The 22,446-nt window shown below is 63.7% G+C and carries 28 protein-coding genes; 24 read left to right on the forward strand and 4 right to left on the reverse strand.

What is annotated here, in order from left to right; genetic code table 11:
* The first annotated feature begins 22 nt into the window (after positions 1 to 22).
* The 8 genes from CK224_RS20810 (at position 23) to CK224_RS20840 (ending at position 7,765) form a co-directional block, all read left to right on the forward strand.
* Positions 23 to 1,288 carry a hypothetical protein gene (locus tag CK224_RS20810; RefSeq protein ID WP_141245841.1) on the forward strand — a complete coding sequence of 422 codons (1,266 nt, stop codon included), beginning with the start codon at positions 23 to 25 and terminating at the stop codon, positions 1,286 to 1,288.
* Positions 1,266 to 2,006, forward strand: a complete 741-nt coding sequence (locus CK224_RS20815; protein WP_095783034.1) for a ParB/RepB/Spo0J family partition protein — start codon at positions 1,266 to 1,268, stop codon at positions 2,004 to 2,006. The genes CK224_RS20810 and CK224_RS20815 overlap by 23 nt, the downstream gene beginning before the upstream one ends.
* Positions 1,996 to 2,145 (forward strand): hypothetical protein, encoded by a 150-nt coding sequence (locus CK224_RS31395; protein ID WP_176477972.1) that lies wholly within the window; start codon positions 1,996 to 1,998, stop codon positions 2,143 to 2,145. Before CK224_RS20815 ends, CK224_RS31395 begins: the two co-directional genes overlap by 11 nt.
* 250 nt (positions 2,146 to 2,395) lie before the next feature.
* The gene (locus CK224_RS20820) at positions 2,396 to 3,031 is read left to right on the forward strand and encodes a helix-turn-helix domain-containing protein (protein ID WP_095783035.1); all 636 of its coding nucleotides are present in this window, start codon (positions 2,396 to 2,398) and stop codon (positions 3,029 to 3,031) included.
* A 5-nt stretch (positions 3,032 to 3,036) separates the two neighbouring features.
* On the forward strand, positions 3,037 to 4,686 hold the full coding sequence (gene terL / locus CK224_RS31980; protein WP_245426049.1) for a phage terminase large subunit: 1,650 nt from the start codon (positions 3,037 to 3,039) through the stop codon (positions 4,684 to 4,686).
* A 125-nt stretch (positions 4,687 to 4,811) separates the two neighbouring features.
* Positions 4,812 to 6,344, forward strand: coding sequence for a DUF1073 domain-containing protein (locus CK224_RS20830; RefSeq protein WP_095783036.1), 1,533 nt, complete (start codon positions 4,812 to 4,814; stop codon positions 6,342 to 6,344).
* Positions 6,345 to 6,682: 338 nt separating this feature from the next.
* Positions 6,683 to 6,871, forward strand: coding sequence for a hypothetical protein (locus CK224_RS20835; RefSeq protein ID WP_095783037.1), 189 nt, complete (start codon positions 6,683 to 6,685; stop codon positions 6,869 to 6,871).
* Positions 6,872 to 6,949: 78 nt separating this feature from the next.
* The gene (locus tag CK224_RS20840; protein ID WP_210199665.1) at positions 6,950 to 7,765 is read left to right on the forward strand and encodes a phage minor head protein; all 816 of its coding nucleotides are present in this window, start codon (positions 6,950 to 6,952) and stop codon (positions 7,763 to 7,765) included.
* Positions 7,766 to 7,820: 55 nt separating this feature from the next.
* Here the strand turns inward: CK224_RS20840 and CK224_RS20845 are convergent, their stop codons facing one another.
* The 3 genes from CK224_RS20845 to CK224_RS20855 form a co-directional block, all read right to left on the reverse strand.
* Entirely contained in the window at positions 7,821 to 8,072 is a 252-nt protein-coding gene (locus tag CK224_RS20845) for a GlsB/YeaQ/YmgE family stress response membrane protein (protein ID WP_095783038.1), read from the reverse strand.
* 74 nt (positions 8,073 to 8,146) lie between these two features.
* A complete protein-coding gene (locus tag CK224_RS20850) occupies positions 8,147 to 8,461 on the reverse strand; it encodes a HigA family addiction module antitoxin (protein ID WP_095783039.1) in 315 nt (104 codons plus the stop codon).
* Positions 8,461 to 8,739, reverse strand: a complete 279-nt coding sequence (locus CK224_RS20855; RefSeq protein ID WP_095783040.1) for a type II toxin-antitoxin system RelE/ParE family toxin — start codon at positions 8,737 to 8,739, stop codon at positions 8,461 to 8,463. The genes CK224_RS20850 and CK224_RS20855 overlap by 1 nt, the downstream gene beginning before the upstream one ends.
* Before the next feature lie 78 nt (positions 8,740 to 8,817).
* Between CK224_RS20855 and CK224_RS20860 the strand changes: the two genes are divergently transcribed.
* From CK224_RS20860 to CK224_RS20890, 7 genes are all read left to right on the forward strand, one after another.
* Positions 8,818 to 10,794 carry a DUF2213 domain-containing protein gene (locus tag CK224_RS20860; RefSeq protein WP_095783041.1) on the forward strand — a complete coding sequence of 659 codons (1,977 nt, stop codon included), beginning with the start codon at positions 8,818 to 8,820 and terminating at the stop codon, positions 10,792 to 10,794.
* Positions 10,795 to 10,866: 72 nt separating this feature from the next.
* Positions 10,867 to 11,817, forward strand: a complete 951-nt coding sequence (locus tag CK224_RS20865; RefSeq protein WP_095783042.1) for a hypothetical protein — start codon at positions 10,867 to 10,869, stop codon at positions 11,815 to 11,817.
* 59 nt (positions 11,818 to 11,876) lie between these two features.
* The gene (locus CK224_RS20870; protein ID WP_210199666.1) at positions 11,877 to 12,971 is read left to right on the forward strand and encodes a hypothetical protein; all 1,095 of its coding nucleotides are present in this window, start codon (positions 11,877 to 11,879) and stop codon (positions 12,969 to 12,971) included.
* 231 nt (positions 12,972 to 13,202) lie between these two features.
* Positions 13,203 to 14,615 carry a PAS domain S-box protein gene (locus CK224_RS20875; RefSeq protein ID WP_176477973.1) on the forward strand — a complete coding sequence of 471 codons (1,413 nt, stop codon included), beginning with the start codon at positions 13,203 to 13,205 and terminating at the stop codon, positions 14,613 to 14,615.
* Entirely contained in the window at positions 14,608 to 14,979 is a 372-nt protein-coding gene (locus tag CK224_RS20880) for a response regulator (protein ID WP_095783044.1), read from the forward strand. The genes CK224_RS20875 and CK224_RS20880 overlap by 8 nt, the downstream gene beginning before the upstream one ends.
* Before the next feature lie 292 nt (positions 14,980 to 15,271).
* Positions 15,272 to 15,706, forward strand: coding sequence for a hypothetical protein (locus CK224_RS20885; RefSeq protein ID WP_095783045.1), 435 nt, complete (start codon positions 15,272 to 15,274; stop codon positions 15,704 to 15,706).
* 26 nt (positions 15,707 to 15,732) lie between these two features.
* Positions 15,733 to 16,158 carry a DUF4054 domain-containing protein gene (locus CK224_RS20890; RefSeq protein WP_095783046.1) on the forward strand — a complete coding sequence of 142 codons (426 nt, stop codon included), beginning with the start codon at positions 15,733 to 15,735 and terminating at the stop codon, positions 16,156 to 16,158.
* Here CK224_RS20890 and CK224_RS20895 read toward each other — a convergent pair.
* Entirely contained in the window at positions 16,148 to 16,555 is a 408-nt protein-coding gene (locus CK224_RS20895) for a response regulator (RefSeq protein WP_095783135.1), read from the reverse strand. The two genes, CK224_RS20890 and CK224_RS20895, sit on opposite strands and share 11 nt — an antisense overlap.
* A 100-nt stretch (positions 16,556 to 16,655) precedes the next feature.
* Between CK224_RS20895 and CK224_RS30860 the strand changes: the two genes are divergently transcribed.
* Genes CK224_RS30860 through CK224_RS20940 form a run of 9 tightly spaced genes read left to right on the forward strand, consistent with a single transcriptional unit; the run spans position 16,656 to position 22,444 of the window.
* Positions 16,656 to 17,027, forward strand: coding sequence for a hypothetical protein (locus CK224_RS30860; RefSeq protein WP_141245842.1), 372 nt, complete (start codon positions 16,656 to 16,658; stop codon positions 17,025 to 17,027).
* A 4-nt stretch (positions 17,028 to 17,031) separates the two neighbouring features.
* The gene (locus tag CK224_RS20905; RefSeq protein ID WP_095783047.1) at positions 17,032 to 17,475 is read left to right on the forward strand and encodes a hypothetical protein; all 444 of its coding nucleotides are present in this window, start codon (positions 17,032 to 17,034) and stop codon (positions 17,473 to 17,475) included.
* A gap of 16 nt (positions 17,476 to 17,491) precedes the next feature.
* On the forward strand, positions 17,492 to 18,073 hold the full coding sequence (locus tag CK224_RS20910; RefSeq protein ID WP_066993607.1) for a hypothetical protein: 582 nt from the start codon (positions 17,492 to 17,494) through the stop codon (positions 18,071 to 18,073).
* A 6-nt stretch (positions 18,074 to 18,079) separates the two neighbouring features.
* Complete coding sequence (locus CK224_RS20915) at positions 18,080 to 18,472, forward strand: hypothetical protein (protein WP_066993605.1); 393 nt, start codon at positions 18,080 to 18,082, stop codon at positions 18,470 to 18,472.
* A gap of 1 nt (position 18,473) precedes the next feature.
* A complete protein-coding gene (locus tag CK224_RS20920; RefSeq protein WP_095783048.1) occupies positions 18,474 to 18,746 on the forward strand; it encodes a hypothetical protein in 273 nt (90 codons plus the stop codon).
* The gene (locus tag CK224_RS20925) at positions 18,746 to 19,477 is read left to right on the forward strand and encodes a hypothetical protein (protein ID WP_095783049.1); all 732 of its coding nucleotides are present in this window, start codon (positions 18,746 to 18,748) and stop codon (positions 19,475 to 19,477) included. Before CK224_RS20920 ends, CK224_RS20925 begins: the two co-directional genes overlap by 1 nt.
* Positions 19,478 to 19,502: 25 nt before the next feature.
* Positions 19,503 to 21,461, forward strand: a complete 1,959-nt coding sequence (locus tag CK224_RS20930; protein WP_095783050.1) for a DUF3383 family protein — start codon at positions 19,503 to 19,505, stop codon at positions 21,459 to 21,461.
* A 33-nt stretch (positions 21,462 to 21,494) separates the two neighbouring features.
* On the forward strand, positions 21,495 to 21,926 hold the full coding sequence (locus CK224_RS20935; RefSeq protein ID WP_067328704.1) for a hypothetical protein: 432 nt from the start codon (positions 21,495 to 21,497) through the stop codon (positions 21,924 to 21,926).
* Between the two features lie 8 nt (positions 21,927 to 21,934).
* Entirely contained in the window at positions 21,935 to 22,444 is a 510-nt protein-coding gene (locus tag CK224_RS20940) for a hypothetical protein (RefSeq protein WP_067328706.1), read from the forward strand.
* Positions 22,445 to 22,446 lie beyond the last annotated feature (2 nt).

Here is a 22,446-nt window from a genome sequence, read left to right on the forward strand (position 1 = left end):
ATGCATCGCGCAAATCCTTCGCGTGTCTGAGGTCGACAAGTGGGGCCGGGTCTATAATTGCTGCTCCGGAACGTTCCGGTTCGAGCAGATCACCCTCGCCACTTTCCCCGGCGTTGAGATGCACTCCAACGACGTCAGCCTCTACTCGTCAGCCATCGCCGGTTACGTGCTGGGCAAGCCGATAGACTATGAGTTTCACGGCGCGCTCGACTTCGTGAACGAGTTCGACTTTCGGGAGCCCGATCAGCGCCTCGCCGCGCTGGCCGTCGGCTTCAATCTCGGCCGCTTCGCTGGCGGCAAGGCGAACGCCTACAAGACCAGCCATCGCGAGCACCTGGTTGCGAACTTCGCCAGCTATGTCGAGCGCACCCTGGACAAGGTCCGCAAGCTTCCGGGCATGATCCCGATCAAGAGCTATTCGCCGCGCGACTGGATCCTGCATCTCGAGGAGGCGATCGACCGCAAGGCCGCGATCTTCTCCTACCCGCCGTTCTACAAGGGCGGCTACGAAAAGATGTTCGAGTTCCTGGCCGAGAACATCAGATGGGAAGCTCCCCGATATGAGCTGTTCGACCCCAAGGCGCTGCGCGGTCTCATCGAGCGCGTGCGGCAGGCGGGCGTCCCCTATTGCATCCTCTCGGACCAGATTTACGACGATCTGAAACCGGAGTTGGAATTCGTCTCCGGCCGGGGCCACCCGCACTACTGCTACGTGTCGACCGGCAAGTCGTCCTACCTGCAGCTCGTGCCGCGGTCGGCCCCGTTCCGCTACAAGCCAATCGACCTCGACAAGATCAAGCCGGATTCGGTCGTGACGATTGGCCGGGCCGACGCTGCCCAGATGACGTTCCTCAAGGACGTCTACCTCAAGAAGGGCATCACCCACACACCCGGCATGGTGAACTACCTGGTGCGCGTCGACGACATGCTGGTCGGCGGCCTGATCTACAACCTCGACAAATTCGCGAAGCGGTCGATTTACCTGCTGTCCGACTTCGCCATCTCGCGCGAGGGCAGACTGTCGAAGCTCGTCACCAGGCTCGCCTGCAACGGCGAGCTGCTGCGCGACATGGGCAAGCGCTTCATCGACCGTTTCGACAAGGTGCAAACCTCGGCGTTCTCGGACCATCCGGTATCGATGAAATATCGCGGCATCTTCGAGCAGACCAAGCGCGAGGAGATCGACGGGCCGGAAGGCAAGTTCCGCCTGCATTACGTCGGCGCCCGCATCGACGAGACGCCGCAACAAGCGTTCGAGTGGTGGTATGGCAAGCACTTCAAGCGTTGACTGGAAGGCCCTCGATATCGAGGCGCGCCAGGTTGATCCGAACACGCTTCGCCGCCGCGAGAAGAACGCGCACTACATGGCACCGGCCATGTTCAAGCGCCTTGTCGAGAACGTCAAAATCGATGGCCGCCTCACCACCACGGTCCTGGTGTGCCAGAACAAAGACGGCTCCCTCGAGATCCTGTCCGGACATCATCGCACGGCCGCCGCGATCGAGGCTGGCCTGCCGCTGGTTGACGCGCTCGTCATCACCACCCCGTTGACGGAAAAGCGCAAGGTGGCGATCCAGTTGAGCCACAATTCAATCAACGGCGAAGACGACCAGTCGCTGCTTGCCCAGCTCTACGCCTCGCTCGACATCGATGCGAAGAAGTTCTCCGGTCTCGACGACAGCGTGCTCTCTGGCGACAAGGGACCAGGTGCGACAGCACTCGGCGGAGCGAACATCAAATACGACGAGCTGCTGTTCTCCTTCCTGCCGGAAGACCGCGTGCGGTTCGAGGTCGAGCTGGAGGCTCTCGCCAAAAGGGCGAAGCGCTTCCGCATCCATGCCGCGCCACAGTCGAAGTTCGACGAGTTCTTCGACGCCATCGTGCGCACCAAGAGCCAGCTCAACATCGTCAATTCGGGCATCGCCCTCTCGGTCATGGCGCGCCTTGCCGGCGAGCGGCTGGATCAACTCGAAGCGGAAGCGGAGGACAAATCCGATGCGGCATGAACTGCCCAGCTTGCCCGGCTCGTTTCCCAAGCCCGAAGCGCCCATCGCCGGCCCGCCATTCGGCACCCCGTTTATCGTGGTGCTCGCCATCCTGTCGTTCACCTTCGCCGTGTGCCTCGCACGCGTCCTCCTTCCGTGATCCAGATGCATTCGTGTGTGTGTAACGTAGTGCCGGTGGTTAGCGTGGCCGCAGCGTCAAGCATTATGGGTCAGTTTGCATTTCGGCGCATGTTTGCAGACCTTATGCCCAGCAACGCTTTGCGGCCCGATTTGACCAGCACAATCGCATTCGGTTCGGCTCGCGGCATGATGTCCATGGGTTGCGGGATGGGTGGCAAAAAAAAGAGCCATCCCGAACATTCCGAACACTCGCACGCGCGAGTCGTCCGGTGATCAAGACCAAGACCACCGTGGCGACATCGAAGCCGAAGGCCAAGGCCAAGGCTGAAACGGCCACAACGAAGCCGAAAGCCGAGCCGAAAAAAAAGCCGGCGCGCGGCAAGAAGAAGCCGGCCAGCAAGGCATCGCCTCCTGTGGCGCCGAAGCCTGCTCCCAAGCCTGAGCCGGCACCACAGCCGAAGCCGGCGGAAGGCAACCGGGGCGGGGCATCGCCGAAACTGACCGAGCGCGACGTGCCGCGCGTGATCGCGATGCTGCGCCAGTGCGGCGGCATCAAGACGGTCGCGGCGGAGAAGCTGAACGTCGGCCGCACCACGCTCTACGCCTTCCTGAACGAGCATCCTGAAATCCAGGAGGCCGATTCCGAGATCGCCGACGAGTTGCTCGACGTTGCCGAGGGGCAGGTGGTGATCGCGCTTCGCTCTGGCGATTTGCAGACCGTGCGCTGGTACCTGGAGCTCAAAGGCAAGGACCGGGGCTATGTGCGCCGCGTCGAGCAGACCGGCAAGAATGGCGGTCCGGTCGAGACGCAAGCAAGGGCGAACCCGAAAGACTACACCGACGAGGAGTTGGACGTCCTGATTGCGGCAGCGCAACGACGGAAGGCCGCCGAAGCGCAAGGGTGATTTGAATGGCGCAGAAGTCTGCCGCCGCCCGCGCGCCGCTCAATGCCCCCGACCTCGAAGACCTGCTGATCGAGCGAGACCGGCGCAAGGCCAAGGGATCGTTCGCCGAGTTCGTCAAGATGGCGTGGCTCGAACTTGAGCCGGAGACGCCGCTGGTCTGGAACTGGCACATGCAGGTGGTTTGCGACCATCTGCAAGCGCTGGTCGAGGGCAAGTTTCTCGAGCTGGGCCTGCGCAACCGCCTCGTCATCAACGTGCCGCCTGGCACATCGAAATCGCTGCTCGTCTCGGTGCTGTTGCAGGCCTGGGAGTGGGGACCGGCCGGCCGGCCCGGCATGCGGTATCTGTCGACGGCGTATAACGACGGGCCGGTCAATCGCGACACCCGCAAATGCCGCGATCTGATCCTGTCGCGCTGGTACCAGGACCGCTGGCCCGAGGTTCATCTCAGCCGCAGGGCCGAGACCTCGTTTGCCAACAACAGCACCGGCACCCGCGAGGGCGTGGCGTTCGGCTCGCTCACCTCGCAGCGTGGCGATCGCCTGATCATCGACGATCCGCACTCGACCGAGACGGCGGAATCGGCGACCGAGCGCACCGCCACAACCCGCAAGTTTCGCGAGGGCGCGCAAAACCGCCTGAACGACCAGAAGCGCAGCGTGATCATCGTCATCATGCAGCGCCTGCATGAGGCTGACGTCACAGGCGTCATCCTCGACGGCAAGATGGATTACGTCCATCTGTGCCTGCCGATGCAGTTCGAGCCCGACCGCTGCTGCTACACCCCGGTCAAGGTTTCCAGCTCCGTCGGCGAGCCGATCCTGGCGCGCTATGACGCGAGCAAGCAGCACTGGTACGGCGAGAACGACAATCTGCCGGACGAGCGTCGCGCCGAGATCGAGGCGATCAAGCTCCAGCTCGTCTGGCGGCAGGATCCTCGCACCGTCGACGGCGAGATCCTCGATCCGATCCGCTTCCCGCCCGATGAGCTGAAACAGCTCTACAACGACATGACGTCGTATGCCGTCGCGGGCCAGTATCAGCAGCGGCCAGCGCCGCGCGCCGGCGGCATGTTCCAGCGCGCATGGTTCGAGGGTCGCATCGTCAGGGCAGCGCCGAAGGGCACCATCTGGGTCCGCCATTGGGACTTGGCCGGCACGCGCGGCGGCACTGGCGCGCGCACCGCAGGCGTCAAACTCGGCCGCGATCCCGAAGGCCGCTACTATGTCGGCCATGTCGTGACGCTTCGGGAGGAAGGCAAGTCGGTCCGTAAGACGATCGAGACGCAGGCCGCGCTCGACGGCAAGGCGGTCCACATCAGCCTGCCGCAGGATCCCGGTCAGGCCGGCAAGGCGCAGGTGCAGGATTTCGTCGCGCAGCTCGCCGGCTACAAAGTGCATGCCGAGGGCGAGACCGGCGACAAGATCACGCGCGCCGAGCCGTTCGCGGCGCAATGCGAGCACGGCAACGTCCACATCGTCGAAGGCGAGTGGAACACGCTCTACCTCGACGAACTCTGCCTGTTCCCAGCCTCCAAGCTGATGGACCAGGTCGATGCTTCATCCGGCGCCTTTACGAGGCTGCTCAACATCAAGGGGGCCATGGTGATCAGCGACGACGTTCTTCGGCGCGCTGCCCAGCCGGGGCCGCGATGATCAAGAAACTTTGGGGCGCATTGCGCCGTCGTTGGACACGCGGACCAGTCGCCGACGTCCCTGCGTCGGCGCCGCCGGCAGCAGTTCCTCCAGGAGCGCGTCCTCCCACGCGCATCTCGGATGCGATGCTGTCGGCGATCCGCGCGCAAGCGGCCGCACCGAAGCAGCCGGTGCCGGTCTTCACCCTGCCCAAGCACCCGGATGGCGTGCTCCCGTCGGGCAACACCGGGCTTGCCATGGACAGCGCCGTCGGCGCGGTTCAGAGCTGGGCGAACGGCTTCGCGCTGAGTGGCTACTTCTCGGAGGGGATCACCTTCCTCGGCTACGCCTACCTCTCGGAGCTGGCTCAGCGCCCGGAATACCGGGTGATCTCCGAGACCATCGCGACCGAGATGACGCGCAAATGGATCCGCTTCACCTCGAACGACGGTGAAGACAAGGCCGACAGGATCGCGGAGCTGGAGGCCGAGTTCAAGCGCCTCAACGTGCGCGACATCTTCTGCCGCGCCGCCGAGCAGGATGGCTTCTTCGGCCGCGGTCACATCTACATCGACACCGGCGACACCGACGATGTCGACGAGCTGCAAAAGCCGATCGGCACCGGCTGGGACAAGCTGAGCGTCACCAAGTTCGCCAACAAGCCCATCCAGGCGCTGCGCACCGTCGAGGCGGTCTGGTGCTATCCGACCAACTACAACTCGAGCGATCCGCTCAAGGACAACTGGTATCGGCCCGACAGCTGGTATGTGCAGGCCAAGATCGTCCACACCACGCGGCTGATCACGCTGATCGGGCGCGAGGTGCCCGACCTGTTGAAGCCGACCTATTCGTTCGGCGGCTTGTCGCTGTCGCAGATGTGCAAGCCGTATGTCGACAACTGGCTGGAGACGCGCCAGTCGGTGAACGACATCATCTCGATGTTCAGCGTCTTCCTGCTCGCCACCAACCTGGGCGAGACGCTGCAAGCCGACGGCGACCAGCTCTTCCGCCGTGCTGAACTTTTCAATTTGGTCAGGTCCAATCGCGGCCTGATGATGATCGACAAGGATAGCGAGGACTTCAAGAACGTCGCGGCTCCGCTCTCCGGGCTCGACGTGCTCCAGGCCCAGGCGCAAGAGCACATGGCGTCGGTGAGCCACATTCCGTTGGTCAAGCTGCTCGGCGTCCAGCCGGCCGGCTTGAACGCCTCCTCGGAGGGCGAAATCCAGGTGTTCTACGACTACGTGCATTCCTTCCAGGAGCACCTGTTTCGCCAGCCCATCCACCGCCTGCTCGGCCTGGTGATGACCTCGCTTTGGGGCGAGCCCGACCCAGGCATCGACTTCGAGTTTGAGAAGCTCGAAGAGACCAATGAGAAGGAAGCGGCCGAGGTTGAAAAGATCAAGGCCGAGCGCGACGTGATCCTCATCGACGGCGGCGTGATCTCGCCCGAGGAATCGCGTCACCGCGTTGGCGGCGATCCGGACTCTGACTTCTCTTCGATCGACGTCGAGGACCTGCCCGACCTCCTCGAAGAGGAAGAGGATGGGCTGGTGCCGAATGGTGGCTCTCCGGCCAAGGATATCGAGGGCGCCGGGGTAGTGGGTCAGGTTGAATTCCGCCCCGATCGCAACCGCCTACGGCTCTTGGCCCTGATTTCGCAGAAGGATGGCGGCTAGGTCATCCTCAAAAATCGCAAGGGTTTGCTCGAATAGGGTGAGCAAATGTTCAGCCTCCGCGCTTTGCCGTCCCTGCGCTCCTATGCGTCTGATCTGTTGGCGTTGCCGTTCCACAAGCTCGCGCCCTTTCGCGACGTGCTTTTCTGCCAACGCAATTCGAGATTGAAAATCCGTCATCGAGGCTCTCCGTCTCTAGGCGGGAGCTCAATATCTCTCAGCCACCGACGCCCAACGCATGCTGTTGCCGGTGATGGGACACTATGGACCTGAAAGCTGGAAAGGTCCAATCTTGCGGTGCGGTGGCTTCGAATTTTCGGCTTCGTTGGGTGAGACGCGGCATGAACGAGACGCGCGAAATCCGGCTTCGGCTGCTCGAAATCGTGGGGCGTGACGTCAGTGTCACCGGCGACAACATCGTTGAAACCGTTCTTGCCTTAGAACGGTTTGTCTGGGAGGCGGGTGTTGCCAAGCCCGGGGAGCCGGCAGATAGTGCGGCTCCCGTCACGGACAACGCCGGCACCGCTTGATCACGCTCCACCTCTGGGAACTCCTCAAAGCACAGACGCCCGACGATCGCGAGATCGCCGAGACGCTGAGGGATCGTGATGTCCAGCCTGCAAAGTCGTCGGACGGCCAAGCGCAACGAAAAGGTGCTTCGCCCGGTCCGACCCAACGTCGGGATCGAGACGGCCTATAGGGGCCGTCTGACGCGCTTGATCGACGCCATGAGCGACAGCGTGATCTACTGGCTGAAAGCCCGTGCCAATACGCCCCGCATAGCGCAGGATGAGACGCCAGCGGATGCGCTGCGCCGATCGATCCGCAAGCTTGCCGCGCAGTGGACCAAGCGCTTCGACGTCGCCGCGGTGAAGCTCGGCGACTATTTCGCGCTCTCGGTCGAGCAACGTTCGAGTGCGGCGCTGCGCAAGATCCTGCGCGATGGCGGCATCTCGGTCGAGTTCAAGATGACGGCGGCGATGCGCGACGTCGTCGACGCGACGATTCACGCCAATGTGGCGCTGATCAAGTCGATCCCGTCGCAGTATTTCGACCAGGTCGAGGGCGCGGTGATGCGGTCGGTGCAGACCGGCCGCGACCTCTCCGGCCTGGTGCAGGATCTCGAGCGATATTCCGGCATCACGCGGCGCCGGGCCGCTTTCATCGCGCTCGACCAGAACAACAAGGCGACGTCGGCCTTCAACACCGCGCGCCAGCTCGAACTCGGTATCGATGAAGCTGAGTGGCACCATAGCGGCGGCGGCAAGGAACCTCGCCCCACGCATGTCCAGGCCGGCCGCGAAAGGGTCCGCTACAAGATTTCGACCGGCTGGTACGACCCTGCCGTCAAGCGTTTCATCCGGCCGGGCGAGGAACCCGGTTGCCGATGCGTCGGGAAGCCGATCATCAAGGGCTTCTCCTAAGGAAAAGCGCGTGATCGTATGGGATCACGCGCTTCAGTGCGCCCAGTTTGCCGGTTCAGCGTCTGAACATCCGGGCAACAGCGATCAAAATACATGCGCCGATAAAGCCGGCCACAAGATAGCCAAGCCATCCGGTCAAGGATATGCCCAGCAATCCGAGAAGGAGGTTAGCGACGATGGCGCCGACAACCCCCAAAAGGATGTTCATGAGCACGCCCATATTGCTCTTCATGAACATCTCGGCGAGCCAGCCGGCGATGCCGCCGATCACAATAGCAGCGATCCAACCGACACCTGGATTTTCCATGTTTCCCCTTTCCTAGAACCGAAATTGGTTCGGCGGGAAAAACGTGCGGCAAACCAATAAAGTTCCTCGACCGCTCAGGCGGCAGCATGCAGCGTCGGGATGGCCTTGATCTCGGCGCTGAGTGCCTTCTCGGCCTGCTCCAGATCATAGTTGCGCTGGAGGTTGAGCCAGAGCACCGGGCCGTTGCCGACCAGCTTTCCAATTCGGAGAGCCATCGGGACCGTGATGGGCTGCTTCTCGTCGATGATGTCGTAGAGCGTCTTGCGCGAAATGCCGAGCAGCTTGGCGATCTCGGTCTTCGACTTGTCGAGCGCCGGGATGACGTCTTCGCGGAGCAGTTCGCCGGGGTGCATGGCGGGTAAACCGCGCTTGATGGCTTTCGTGTTCATCAGTGGTAATCCTCCATTTCTACGTCGATGGCGTCCTCGCCATCCCACCCGAATGTGATCCGGTAGTTGCCGGTGACGCGGACCGAATATCGGCCTTTGTCTTGACCGACGAGGCCGTGAAAGTGATAGCCGGGCAGGTCCATGTCCTGTGGCCGTGCCGCCGCTTCCAAGGCCCGCAGGATGCGAGCGACACGCTTGTCGTCCTGAACGCTAAGACCGCGCGCTTTGCCGGTTTCGAAGAAGCGTTGCAGGGCTTTGTTTCGGAACGTCTTGATCATGCTTAGAGTGTAAGGCAACACCTTACATAAGTCAACAAAAATGTAAGGTCAAGCTTTACATTTCAGGAGCGATTTTCGATGCCTGCGAAATCTGAGGCCCAGCGCCGCGCCATGTACGCAGCGGCCGAGGGCCGGGGCGTGCTCGGCATCCCGAAGGCGGTCGGCGAAGAGTTCGTCGGCAAGGACAGCGCGAGCCAGGCGGCCTCGCTGATGCTGGTCGCACCCGATGGCGATGTCCTCGTGCTCCGGCGCTCTTCGACTGATACCAGCTGGCCCGGCCATTGGTGCTGGCCCGGTGGCAAGTCGGATGAAGGCGAAGACGCCGAGGCGACGGCGGCGCGCGAGACCATCGAGGAGATCGGCACGCTGCCGTCTGGCGCGCGCCAGCTCATCGACACGCGCGGCACGCCGAATGGCTGGGTGCATCACACCTTCGCTCAGTGCGTCGAGACGAAATTCGCGCCGGTGCTGACCGACGAGCATTCCGGCTATGCCTGGGCTCCCCTGCGCTCGCTGCCCGAGCCGCTGCATCCGGGCCTGCGCGACATGCTGGGCGAGCGGCTTGGCATCGCCGCCGACATGTCGCCCGAGGCATGGGACTCGCTGCGCTCCAACTTCGTGAAGTGGACAAGGGGCGAAGACATCGTGATCGAGGGCGCCTGCCCGATTTGCGGTGGCTCCGGCGAAGTCGCTGGACCTGGGATCGTGTGCGACGAATGCCGCGGCAAGGGCGCGGTGGCACAGGCCAACGACGCGCTCGCCATGGATCGCAACAGCGTGCGCTCGTTCGACCAGGACGGCCATCTGCGCGTCGAGATGACGCCGATCTCGAAGGCCAACATCTGCCCCTACTATGGCCGCGAGATCCCCGACTTCGAGGCGCTGGGGCTCGACCCCGAGCGCATCTATCGCCTCTACCGCGATGCGGACGAGCTCGCGAAAGCAGCCCCGACCTTTGTCGGCAAGCCGCTCTTGCTGAAGCACATTCCGATCAGCGCCAAGGAGCACCCGCGCGAAGCCGTGGTCGGCGCGCTCGGCGATGCCGTCGAGTTCCATGCCCCGTACCTCATGGCGCCGCTCAGCATCTGGGACGGCGCTGCAATCGCGCTGATCGAATCCGATCGGCAGAAAGAACTTTCAAGCAGCTATCGCTACCGGGCCGACATGACGCCTGGCACGCTGGCTGGAGAATCCTACGACGGCGTGATGCGGGACATTTCCGCCAATCACGTTGCCTTGGTTGAGGAAGGCCGCGCCGGGCCTGATGTTGTTGTCGGCGACAGCAAAATGGAGATCATCACGATGAAGAAAACAGCACTGCTGTCGCGCATGGCGTCCGTCGCCCACGGCGCGATCCTTGCCCACGTCATGCCGAAGCTCGCCGCCGATCAGAAGATCGATGTCAGCGCGGCTCTCGCGGGCGTCACCGCCGAAAACTTCAAGGCCAAGCGCCCGGCCATCCTCAAGGCCGTCGGCAAGGCCGCCGAGGGCAAGCTCGCCGCCGACGAGAAGCTCGACGGTCTCGAGGCGGTTCTCGTCGCGCTCGACGAGGTCGAGGTCCAGGAAGCCATGGACGAAGACGAGGAGGAGGACGGCAAGAAAAAGAAAGCCGAGGACTCCGAACAGGAGGAGGACGAGGACGAGAAGAAGAAAAAGGCCGAAGACGGCGACGAGGACGATGATGACAAGGTCGACAAGAAGGCCATGGACGCGGCAATCGCCGCGGCTGTGGCGCAGGCCAAGACCGAGGTCCGCGCCGAGATGCTCAAATCGGCCGCCGAAGTGCGCGCCGCCGAGGAGGCCGTTCGTCCCTACATCGGCAAGCTCGCCATGGCCCATGATAGCGCGGATGCCGTCTATCGCACCGCGCTCACCTCACTCGGCGTCAACATCGACGGTGTCCATCCCTCGGCACTGCCGGCCATTCTCAAGGCCCAGCCGCTACCTAGCGTCGGCGCACCGAAGAAGCCGGCCGTCGCCCTGGACGCTGCCGGGGTGAACTCGTTCTACGAGCTTTTCCCAGCCGCCAAGACCCACATCGTCAAGTCGCTCTAAGGCGAGCGGCTTCCCCTTCCAAGCCCGTCGAGCCGGCCAGCAAGCCGGCTCTTTTCATTTAGGAGATCGCCCATGTCTGGGTTTCAGACGCAGGTTGCCTACAATCCCGCCCCCGCTGTCGAGGGCGATTTCGCTTCCACCAATCCCCGCTCTACAGTCCTTGCCGCCGCTGGCGCGCTGGTCTGCGGCGCGCTAGGTGCTGTCATCGGCCGCTTCGCCTGGCTGAGTTATGTCCAAGCCGACAGCGACAATGCGCCGGCCGTGGTCAACACCTTCGGCACCGGCCCGGTCGCGGGCTTCGTCCATCGCGAGCAGCAGGGCCTGATCGAGCAATACCTGCAGGAATCGACGATGCTGGTCCCGGCCGGCTTCCCCATCACCGTCTTCGATGGAGGCGATTTCTGGGTGAAGAACGCCGGCGCGACGCCTGCCCTGGTCGGCCAGAAGGTCTACGCCACCTATGCCGATGGCACGGCGACCGCTGCTCCGTCAGGCTCGCCGAATGGCGCGACCACTTCGGCCGGCTCCATCGCAGCCGCGACCAGCGGCTTCCTGGGCTCCATCGTCGGCAATGTGCTGACGGTCACGACGGTCAACTCGGGCACGATCTGCCCCGGCACCACGATCTCGGGCATCGACGTCGTCTCCGGCACCAAGATCATACAGCAACTCACTGGTACCCCGGGCGGTGTGGGCACGTATGCGGTCAACATCCCCGACCAGGACGTCGACCCCGGTACAGAGATTTCCGGCACCTATGGCGTGTTCACCGCGGGCGGCACGATCGTTGGCGTCTTCGGCGTCGGCGACACGCTGACCGGCGCTGGCATCACCGCCGTCACCACTATTACCCAGCAGCTCACTGGCCCAGCCGGTGGCGCTGGCACCTATGCGGTCGATGTCAACACCATAGTCAACGCGGCTGCGCTCACCGCGGCCACCAATGTTGAAACTAAGTGGACCGTGCGTTCCTTCGCGCAGCCCGGCGAGCTGATGAAGATCAGCTCTTGGCCTCAGGGCTAAACCCGCCGTCAATCTCGAAACCATGCGCCGCAAGTCGGCGATCTGTGAGGATAACCACCATGAAATTTCACGACTTCGATCAGGCCGCTGCGGCGTGGGCTCAGCATCGCTCGATGTTCGAGCAGGCGGGTATCTACCTTCCCGATGCACGCGCCTACATCGTCGAGGCGTTCCGCACCAATCATCTCGCGATGGATGCACAGCCTCAGCTAGCGACAGCACCGAACGCCGGTATCCCGGCGTTCCTCACCACGCTTGTGGATCCTGAGGTCTACCGCATCCTTTTCGCCCCAACCAAAGCTGCCGAAATCTTCGGCGAAATTCGAAAAGGCACCTGGATCGACCAGACGGCGATGTTCCCCGTCGTCGAGCAGACCGGCGAAGTGTCGAGCTATGGCGACTACAACGACAACGGCCGAGCCGGCGCCAACATGAATTGGCCGCAGCGCCAGTCCTATCTGTTCCAGACGATTTCCGAGTATGGCGAACTGGAGATCGAGCGCGCCGGCCTTGGCCGCGTCAATTGGGTTGGCGAGGTGGATGGCGCCGGCGTCACCGTGCTCGCACGATTCCTCAACACGACCTACTTCAAGGGCGTGCAGGGCTTGCAGAACTATGGCCTTCTCAACGACCCGAACCTGGCGGCTCCGATCACCCCGGCGCCGAAGGCTTACGGCGGTGTGAAATGGATCAACAACGGCCAGATCGTCGCCACCGCGAATGAGATCTATTCCGACCTCCAGTCACTGTGGCTGCAGCTCGTTACCCAGACAGCCGGCCTGGTCGACCAGAACACCAAGATGACACTGGCCATGTCGCCGGAATCGCAGCTTGCCATGACCGCGACCAATTCGTTCAACGTCAATGTCGAGGACCTGCTCAAGAAAAACTTCCCGAACCTTCGTGTCGTTTCAGCGGTGCAATATAGGGCGGAGACAGCGATCAACCCGACGGGCATCTCAGCCGGCAACGTGGTTCAGTTCATTGCCGACGGCATCGATGGTCAGCAGACCGGCTATTGTGCGTTCAACGAAAAGCTCCGCACTCATCCAATCGTGCGCGCGCTCTCCTCATGGAAGAAGAAAATGTCCAGCGGCACCTGGGGTGCGATCATCCGCCAGCCGATGGGCATCTCTCAGATGCTGGGCGTCTAAAGATCCTACAACGCTTAGTGCCGGATCGTAACCGTTCTGGCACCAAAGCGTGAAGCGGGGTGGAGCAGCCCGGTAGCCCGCCTGGTCGAATCGGACCCCAGGCTGCGCGAAACTCGGCCACGGCTAGGAAGACGGGAACCATGCGGGCATTCGGCGGTTTACCGTTCACCCATGCTGAAGGTCGGTTGTTTGGGCCGCGGGTGCGTGCCGGCCATGTGCCGGAGGCGACGCGTGAAAAACGGTGACAAACAAGACGAAAAAGGCGAAGGTCAGCGGCCGCTCAGTGACAGCGACCTGGTGCAGCTCATCTTTGACAGCGCGACCGACTTTGCGATCTTCACCATGGATCCCAACGGCATCACCACGAGCTGGAACGTGGGTGCCGAGCGCGTGCTCGGCTATGCCGATGAGGAGATCATCGGGAAGTCTGCCGATGTAGCCTTTCCTCCCGAGGAGGGCGGAACGAGCGCAGCCGCGGAGGAGCGCCGGATCGCACTCGCGGAAGGGCGAGCCGAGGACGAGCGCTGGCAGATGAAGAAGGACGGCACGCGGTTCTGGGCGTCGGGGCTGATGATGCCGCTCGGGGACAGAACCCGAGGTTACGTCAAAATCCTACGCGACCGGACCACCCAGCACCGTGCTGAAGTGCAGCTTCAGCAGAGCGAAGAGTTATTCCGGCTCCTCGCGACCAATATCCCGCAGCTAGTCTTCCGCTCGAAGGTGAACGGTGACCGGACGTGGGGTAGTCCACAGTGGAGTGTCTTCACGGGCTTGGCCTTTGCCGAGAGCGTCGGCTTCGGCTGGCTCGATGCCGTCCATCCTGAGGATCACGACGCGACGATGACGGCATGGGCTGAGGCGCCGAGCAAAGGCGAATACTATTGCGAGCACCGCATCCGCCGATCGGCCGATGGCGAGTATCGCTGGCACCAGACCCGTGCCGCCCCCCTGGACGACGCCGGCGGAGCCGCACTCGAATGGGTCGGAACCTCCTCCGACATCCATGACCTACGCACGCTCAAAGACCAGCAGAAGGTGCTTTTGGCCGAGCTTCAGCACCGCACGCGCAACCTGATTGCGGTCGTCCAATCACTCGCACGGCAGACGATGCGGTCAAGCGCGTCGCTGGAGGAGTTTGCGGAGGATTACGAGAGCCGGTTACGCGCGCTTTCGCGCGTCCAAGGATTGCTCGCGCGCGCCGACCATCAGCCGATCGACCTGCGCGAACTGATCCAAGGCGAGCTCCACGCGCACGGCGACGGAAGCGTGGACGGGGGCAACGTCACGATCGAAGGCCCGGCGACCTCGTTGCCGGCGATCTCCGCGCAATCCGTAGCGCTCGCGCTGCACGAACTCGCGACGAACGCGGTGAAGTACGGCGCTCTTCACCAACCGTCGGGCCGGCTCACCGTTAGGTGGAACATAGAGCACGATGGGTCGAAGCCACGCGCGAGACTTGAATGGCGCGAGAGCGGCGTCACCATGCCGGAGGGCGGACCCACGCGGAGGGGCTACGGCAGCGAACTGATCGAGCGGGCGCTTCCCTACCAGCTCGGCGCTAAGACGAAGTTCGAGTTCGGATCGGACGGGGTGCGCTGCGAGATCGTCGTGCCGGTGACGAAGGATGAGAAGCAACATGGATGAGCCGCAACCCGATGCCCTGCGGGGCCGCCGTCTTCTTGTGGTTGAGGACGAGTACATGATCGCTGCTGACCTCGCCCGCGATCTGGAAGACAGAGGCGCGAACGTAATCGGCCCGGTGGGCTCAATCGAGGATGCGCTTGAGCTGCTCGGGGCGGAGGACCGGATCGACGGCGCCGTGCTCGACCTCAACCTGCGCGGCGAACGCGCCTTCCCTATCGCGGACGCGCTGCGCCAACGTGAAGTGCCCTTCATCTTTGCGACGGGTTACGATGCCTCGTCCATTCCTGAAGCGTACGCCGAAGTGCCGCGCATCGAGAAGCCGATCGACACCCGAGCGCTCGCACGCCTTCTATCGCTGGGCTAGTGGTCGCGAGAATATAATGGCCATCCACTTAGCTCTTCACGGATAGCAGTTTGCGGATGCTGCTTGCGAGGGTGCCTGTTCCACAGGCCCTGAGCCAGGCGTGACACCGGCATCCGCTCCAATCTCGCTATCCGAACTTGATCTTGATGATCTTCCACACGCCTACCAGCAGCGCGCTGATCGGCCAGCTAAAGCGTCAGGCCACCAGTCTGAAACCTCTCCCGTGCCGCCCTCTCAAGATAGGGGCCGGCATCGGCGACTTGAACCGCTTTCCACCAACCGGAGCAAATCGATGTCCACCACTGTCACCGTTGCCTGCAAGCTGCCGCACGGCCTAATCCTGCGCCTTCACGAGATGGTCGAGCAGAACGAACCGACCGCCGGCGGCAGCTTCCGCAAGGTGAAACGCGCCCAGGTGATCGGCGAGCCGGTCGTCCTGAAAGGCTATCTGCGCCGGTTCGACCGCCGCAAAGAGCCCGCCCCGATGGCGCAAGACAGCGACTACGCCCTGACCTATGGCGTCGATGCCGACTTCTTGAAGAAGTGGCTCGAGCAGAACAAGGACCTCGACGCGGTTAGGAACAATCTCATCTGGGCGCATACCGAGACCGACATGGTCGAGGGCTTCATCGCGGAGCATGAGGCGCAGAAATCGGGCCTCGAGCCGATCGATCCCCACAACCTGCCGCGTGGAATCCAGGCCTACAAGGCGGATGCTGCGGCCTGACGCGTAACGCCCAGGGAGGTTTCGCCATGGGCGTCATCGTCGAGTTCAGCCTCGCGAACTTCGTGGCCGTCTACCCGCAGTTCGCGACGCTCAGCCAGCCACAGGTTCTGCAAGGCGCGCTCCCGGTCGCGACGCTCTACTGCCGCAATGACGGCGGCGGACCCGTCACAACGGCCGAGACGCAGACCACGCTGCTCAACCTGATGGTCGCGCACATCTGCCAGCTCATGTACGGCGCCAACGGTCAGGCGCCGGCCGGGATTGTGGGACGCGTCTCGAATGCTGCCGAGGGCAGCGTGTCGGTGCAGGCCGACTTCCCCGTGACGCCAAATAACGCCTGGTTCATGCAAACCCCATTCGGCGCGGCCTACTGGCAGGCCACTGCCGCCTACCGGACCATGCGCTACATGCCTGGACCGCGCCGCGTCTACAATCCCTGGCCTAATCGCTAGCGGGTTGAGTCGGTGTGTCGGTTGGGAGCTGTTCATTCATCAACGTGGATATCGCCGTGATAATCTGCGGGATGAAGAACGGTTTGGTGATCATGATGCTGTTCGGAACGCCTTCGGCGCCCCACTGGCTGGCGCTATCGCCGCTGACATAAACAACGGGGATCGTGGACTTGACCTGACGTACATGGCGAGCGACCTCCCAGCCGGAGGGACCGGGGCCAAGACGTATGTCAGAAAGTAGCGCTTTGAATGCATCCGGCGCTTCATCAAATGCCGCCATAGCAGCAGATGCGCTGCGAACGCCGACCACCTCGAAGCCCGCTTCCTCCAGCCCTGTTTCAAGATCGAGCAAGATCATTGTCTCGTCTTCAACGACCAGAACAGCGCCACTGCTCATGTGAGGGATCCCCAAGGTCACCTGTGAGGCGATCCCCAAGGTAACCCCCAACTCGGCAACGGGTCGTTTAGTTCCCGAATAAAGTGAAAGGACCATTCTCGTGGACATTCTTGCTCAATTGCAGCGCGAGTTTCGCGCCTTCCGCAAGCACGCCGAAGATCGCATTCAGACCCTTGAGCGCAGCCTGCGCCTCGCTTCCCCGCCGCCTCCCGTGGATCAGCCTGAGACGGCCGCCACCGCCGCGGCTGTCACCGATGGCACAAATGGCACAACCGGCACGAACGGCACGAACGGCGCGGCCGATGCGGGCGCAACCGGCGCTACCGGCGCGGCCGACACCACGGGCGCAACCGGTGCCACGGGGGCGGCTGTTGGCGGAGCGACCGGTGCAGCGGCCGGCGCGACTGGCGCCACGGGAGCAACCGGCGCGCCCGATCCTGCCGCTGATCCGAAGGCCAAGGCAAAGGCGTAAGGCGATGGTCGAGCTCTCCGGCGGCGACAAGCTCGCCGCCAAGCTGGCCGAGATCGCGAAGAGCCTGCAGAAGGCCGTATCGGTCGACGTCGGCTTCCTGGAGGGCGCGACCTATCCCGACGGCACCTCCGTCCCGCTGGTCGCGGCGCTGAATGAGTTTGGCACCCGCGACACGCCGCCCCGCCCGTTCTTCCGAGGCATGATCGACGACAAGAGCCCCGAATGGCCCGACGCCGTGGGCAACCTCCTGGTCGCGAACGGCTACGACGCCGAAAAGACGCTGGGCCAGACGGGCGAGGCCATCAAGGGCCAGTTGCAGGCGGCGATCACCGCCTATGACGGCCCGCCGCTGCAGCCCACCACCATCGCCCGCAAGGGCAACGACAAGCAGCTCGTCGACACCGGCCACATGCTGGCGTCGGTCGACTATGCCGTCAAGAAATCCTGAACCCGGAGACCATACGATGAGGGCCGTCCTTTTTTCGAGCAACCTCGGCGACATTCCAGCCGACCTTGCATTCAAGAACAACTTCGCGGCCGTGACCGATCCGGCCGCCGCTAACGACTCGAGCGAGGGTTATCAGGTCGGCTCGGCCTGGGTGAACACCGCGACCGACACCGCGTTTGTCTGCGTCGATGCGACGCCTGGCGCGGCCATCTGGACGGCCACCGCACAGGTCGGCAGCACGCAGGGCGCCCCGGCAGCGCACACCGTCTCCGGCACGCTCACGCCCGCCGATCTGCTCACGCGCATCATCACCATCCAGCAGGGCGCCGGCGCTGCCTCAGTGCAGCAGCTCCCGACCGGTGCAGCGCTCCAGGCAGCGCTGCCGGCCGACTTTGAGGCCAACGACTCCTTCGACGTCTCGGTGATCAACACCTCCATCGTCGATGCCGAGGATGCCACCATCACCACCAACGCCGGCATGACGCTGGTCGGTTCGATGGACTTCCCGGCGCATAGCAGCGCCACGATCCCGTCGAGCGGCATCCTGCGCTTCCGCAACACGGGCGCCGGCACCTTCACGGTCTACCGCGTCGGCTGATCGACCATGAACCTGCACGGGATCGTCTCGGCGGCGATCGGGACGGTGAACCCGTTCGTGACCGCCACGCTGAAACGGTCCAGCGGCTACACCACGGCGGCCGACGGCACGCGCACCCCGAGCTTTGTCGACGTGCCCGGCGTCTCTCTGCAGGCGCAGTCGCTTACCTACAACGATCTGCAGCTGCTCGACGGGCTCAACATTCAGGGCGTGCGCCGCGCCGTCTACCTCAACGGTTCGGCCCTCGGCGTGGTGCGAGAGCTGCAAGTCGGCGGCGATCTCTTTGTCTTCCCCGCCGGCACTTTCCCGGAAGGCGACACCTGGCTCGTAGCACTCGTGCTCGAGTCGTGGCCCGACTGGTGCAAGTGCGCCCTGACCCTGCAAATGGATGGAGCCTGATATGGCGAACGGAACCTTCATGGTGCCATGCCCCGCCGGCCAGTGGACTAAGGTCGCCGACGGGGCCAACTATTCATCGGCTCTGTTGCAGGTGACAAGCATAGGCGGCGTGCTGGCAGCGATCGCCGACAGCCAGCCTGCGGAGGGTGCCTCGAACGGCGTCCTGCTCTCCCAGAGCTTCGTTCCGTTCCCGCTCGCCGCCGGCGACCAGGTCTGGTGCCTGCCGGTCGGCGCCAGCGAGGCCACGGTGCGCGGGATCGGCACCAGCGTCTGATGAGCGGCCCGGTCCCCAGCCAGTCTGGCATCCAGACGGTCCTGCGCAGCTTTCTGCTGCAAATCCTGCCCGCCGGCGTCGAGGTGATATCGGCGCAGGACAACCGCGTCCCGGAGCCGGCTGGCGATTTCGTCACCATGACGGTGAGCCGCCGCGGTCGCCTCTCGACCAACGTCGACACCTATCAGGACTGCGCTTTTGAGGCCTCCATCGCCGATGCGGTGATGACGGTCACTCAGGTCTCCTTCGGCGCGCTCCTGGTAGGGGCGAGCGTCTTCGGAACGCCGGTGACAGCAGGCACGGTGATCAGCGAGCAGACCGGCGGTACGCCGGGCGGCGTCGGAACCTATACCATCACGCCGGCACAGACCGTGCCGGCGCAGATCCTATCGAGCGGTGCCGAGACCATCGTGCAGCCGACCGACGTCGTCATCCAGCTTGACGTGCACAGCGCGTCGGATGGCAGCGCGTCCGACATGGCGCAGACGATCGCCACCCTGATCCGCGATGAGCGGGCGACCCGGTATTTCGCGGATGCCGGCATGGATGGCGCGCCGCTCTATGCTGACGATCCCAAGCAGGTCCCGTTCTTCAACGGCGAGCAGCAATTCGAGACCCGCTACGTCGTCGACGTGCACCTGCAGGCCAACCAGGCAATTGGCCTGCCACAGCAATTCGCCGACCAAGCCGTGATCGACGTCGCCAACGTCGAAACGACTTTCCCGGCCTGACCCTCAAACAGAAAGGACCTGGTCCATGACGACCATCCCGGCCTCGCAGCTTGTGAACGTCATTCCGAACGTTCTCAACGCGGGCGGCAACGCGCTCGTGATGAACGGCCTCGTGCTGACCCAAAACACCCGCGTCCCGATTGGGCAGGTGCTCTCGTTTCCGAACGACGGTGTGTCGGTGTCGAACTTCTTCGGCCCGTCCTCGGAAGAGGCCGAGATCGCGGCGGTCTATTTCGACGGCTTCAACAACTCGACCCAGAAGCCGGCTACGATCCTGTTCGCGCAGTATGCGTCCGCGTCGGTCGCGGCCTATCTGCAAGGCGGCAAGGCCGACCAGCTCTCGCTGGCGCAGCTCCAGGCTTTGAGCGGCACGCTCAGCGTCAATGTCGACGGATATGTGCGCACCGCGAACGCGATCGATCTGTCGAGCGCAAACAGCTTCTCGGCCGCCGCGGCGCTGATCCAGACCGACCTGAACTCCGCTCCTCCGCAAGCGGCCACCGTGACGGGCGCCATCGCCCCTGCAACGGCAGCCGTGACCGCTTCCATCGCCGGCAGTGTCATGTATGTGACCGGCGTGACGTCGGGCGTTCTGGTCGCAGGGGCGGCGCTCTCCGGCGCTGGCGTGTCGGCCGGCACGCAGATCACCGACCAGCTGTCGGGAACGCCCGGCGGCATCGGCGAATATGCCGTGTCGATCGGGCAGGTGGTCGCCAGCACCGCCGTCTCGGCAGCGTATGGCACCCTCACGGTCACTGCGCTCGCAAGCGGCACCTTGGCGGTCGGCCAGACGCTTGCCGGTGCAGGGGTGACGGCTGGCACGCGCATCGTGCAGCTTGGCAGCGGCGAGGGCCTTACCGGCACATACTTCGTCGACAAGACCCAGACGGTGGCGAGCGGCGCTATCACGGCGTCGGCCACGCCGCTGGACGTCACCTATGACTCCGTCTCCGGCGGCTTCGTCATCACCTCGGCCGTTGTCGGCGCGGCGTCGTCCGTCGCCTTCGCCACCGGCTCGGTCGCGGCCGGTCTCTTCCTGACCCAGGCGACCGGCGCGACGCTCTCTCAGGGCGCCGATGGAACGACGCCTGCCGCCTTCATGGCTGCGATCACCCAGCTCACCCAGAATTGGGCGACGTTCATGACGATCTTCGACCCCGATGGCGGCTCGGGCAGTGCGCAGAAGCAGGCCTTTGCCGAATGGGTCAACAACACCAATAAGCGCTATGCCTACATCGCCTGGGACACCGACATCACGCCCACCGAAGGCAACGATGCGACGTCGAGCTTCGGCAACATCATCTCGAGCGCCAATCTCGACGGCACCTGCGCCATCTACCATCCCGCCGGCGGCATCACGACGCCCGCGCAGATCGCGGCCTTCATCTGCGGCGCGGCGGCCTCGATCGACTTCCAGCAGACCAACGGCCGCATCACCTTCGCATTCCGGGGGCAGGATGGCCTGGTGGCAGGCGTCACCACCGCGACTGTGGCGAGCAACCTCATCGCCAACGGCTATAACTTCTACGGCGCCTACGCGACGGCCGCGCAGCAGTTCCTGGAGTTCCAGAACGGCACGGTGTCGGGCGAGTTCGAATGGCTGGACAGCTATATCAACCAGATTTGGCTGAACAACCAGCTCCAGCTCTCCCTCATGGAGCTGCTCCAGAACATCAACTCGGTTCCGTATAACGCGGCCGGCTATGAGCTGATCAAGGCGGCCTGCCTCGACCCGATCAACCAGGCGCTGAATTTCGGTGCCATCCGCGCCGGCGTGACGCTGTCGGCGCTCCAGATCGCGCAGATCAACTCGGCCGCCGGCGTCAAGGCGAGCGACACCCTCCAGCTGCAAGGCTGGTATCTCCAGGTCAAGGACGCCACCCCGCAGGTGCGCCAGGCCCGCCAGAGCCCGCCGATCAACTTCTGGTACATGGACGCCGAGTCCGTGCAGCAGATCGAGCTGACCTCGACCCTCGTCCAGTAAGCGGCAACCAATCCACCCGTCAGGAGCCAGACCATGTCGACCCTAACCGCCGCGAACGCGGTCATTACCCTTGCCGTGCCGAACCTCTTTCCGACCCCGGTTCAACTGCAGGGCTTCGCCACTGACAACATCTACGACATGGACAGTGTCGACCAGGTGGAGACCGCCATGGGCGTCGACGGCATCCTGTCGGGCGGCTTCGTCTACAACCCGATCAACCAGACGTTCGTGTTGCAGGCCGATTCCCCATCGATCGCCTTCTTCGAGACCTGGGCTGCGACGCAGGTGCAGGCCAAGGACGTCTACACGGCCAACGGCTCGACCACGCTCCCGTCGCTCGGCCGCTCCTACATCTCGACCAAGGGCTTCCTGGTGAGCCTGCCGCCGATGCCGGCGGCGGCCAAGATCCTGCAGCCGCGCCGTTTCGCGATCCGCTGGCAGAGCGTCCAAAGCGTCCCGAACTGAGGTAATCCATGCGTAAAGAGATCGACGTCACGATCGCCGATGACGGCCGTGACCAGGGCAAGACCTTTCACATCCGCGAGATGCCAGCGACGCGCGCGGAGAAATGGGCGATGCGCGCGCTGCTCGCCGTGGCGCGCTCCGGCGTCGAGCTCCCCGACGACTTCGCCGGCATGGGCATGCAGGGCATCGCCATCGTGGGCATACGAGCGATCACCAAGATCGCGTTCGAGGATGCCGAGCCGCTGCTCGACGAGATGATGGAATGCGTCACCATCAAGCCCGATCCCCGCAACCCGGCCATCCAGCGCCCGCTGATCGAGGGTGACGTCGAGGAGATCGCGACGCTGATCCAGCTCCGGCAGGAGGTCATCAACCTTCACGTCGGTTTTTTTACCAAAGGCGACCAGTCGAAATCGATCTCGACACAGTCGCCGGCGTCCACCTCCTCGAATACGGCAATGTCTCCCGAGCCATCGGTCAGGTTCTCTCAAAGGGCAAAACCTCGCTCCGCGAGCTAGAC

It is taken from the genome of Mesorhizobium sp. WSM3862, assembly GCF_002294985.1.
Taxonomy (GTDB): Bacteria; Pseudomonadota; Alphaproteobacteria; order Rhizobiales; family Rhizobiaceae; genus Mesorhizobium.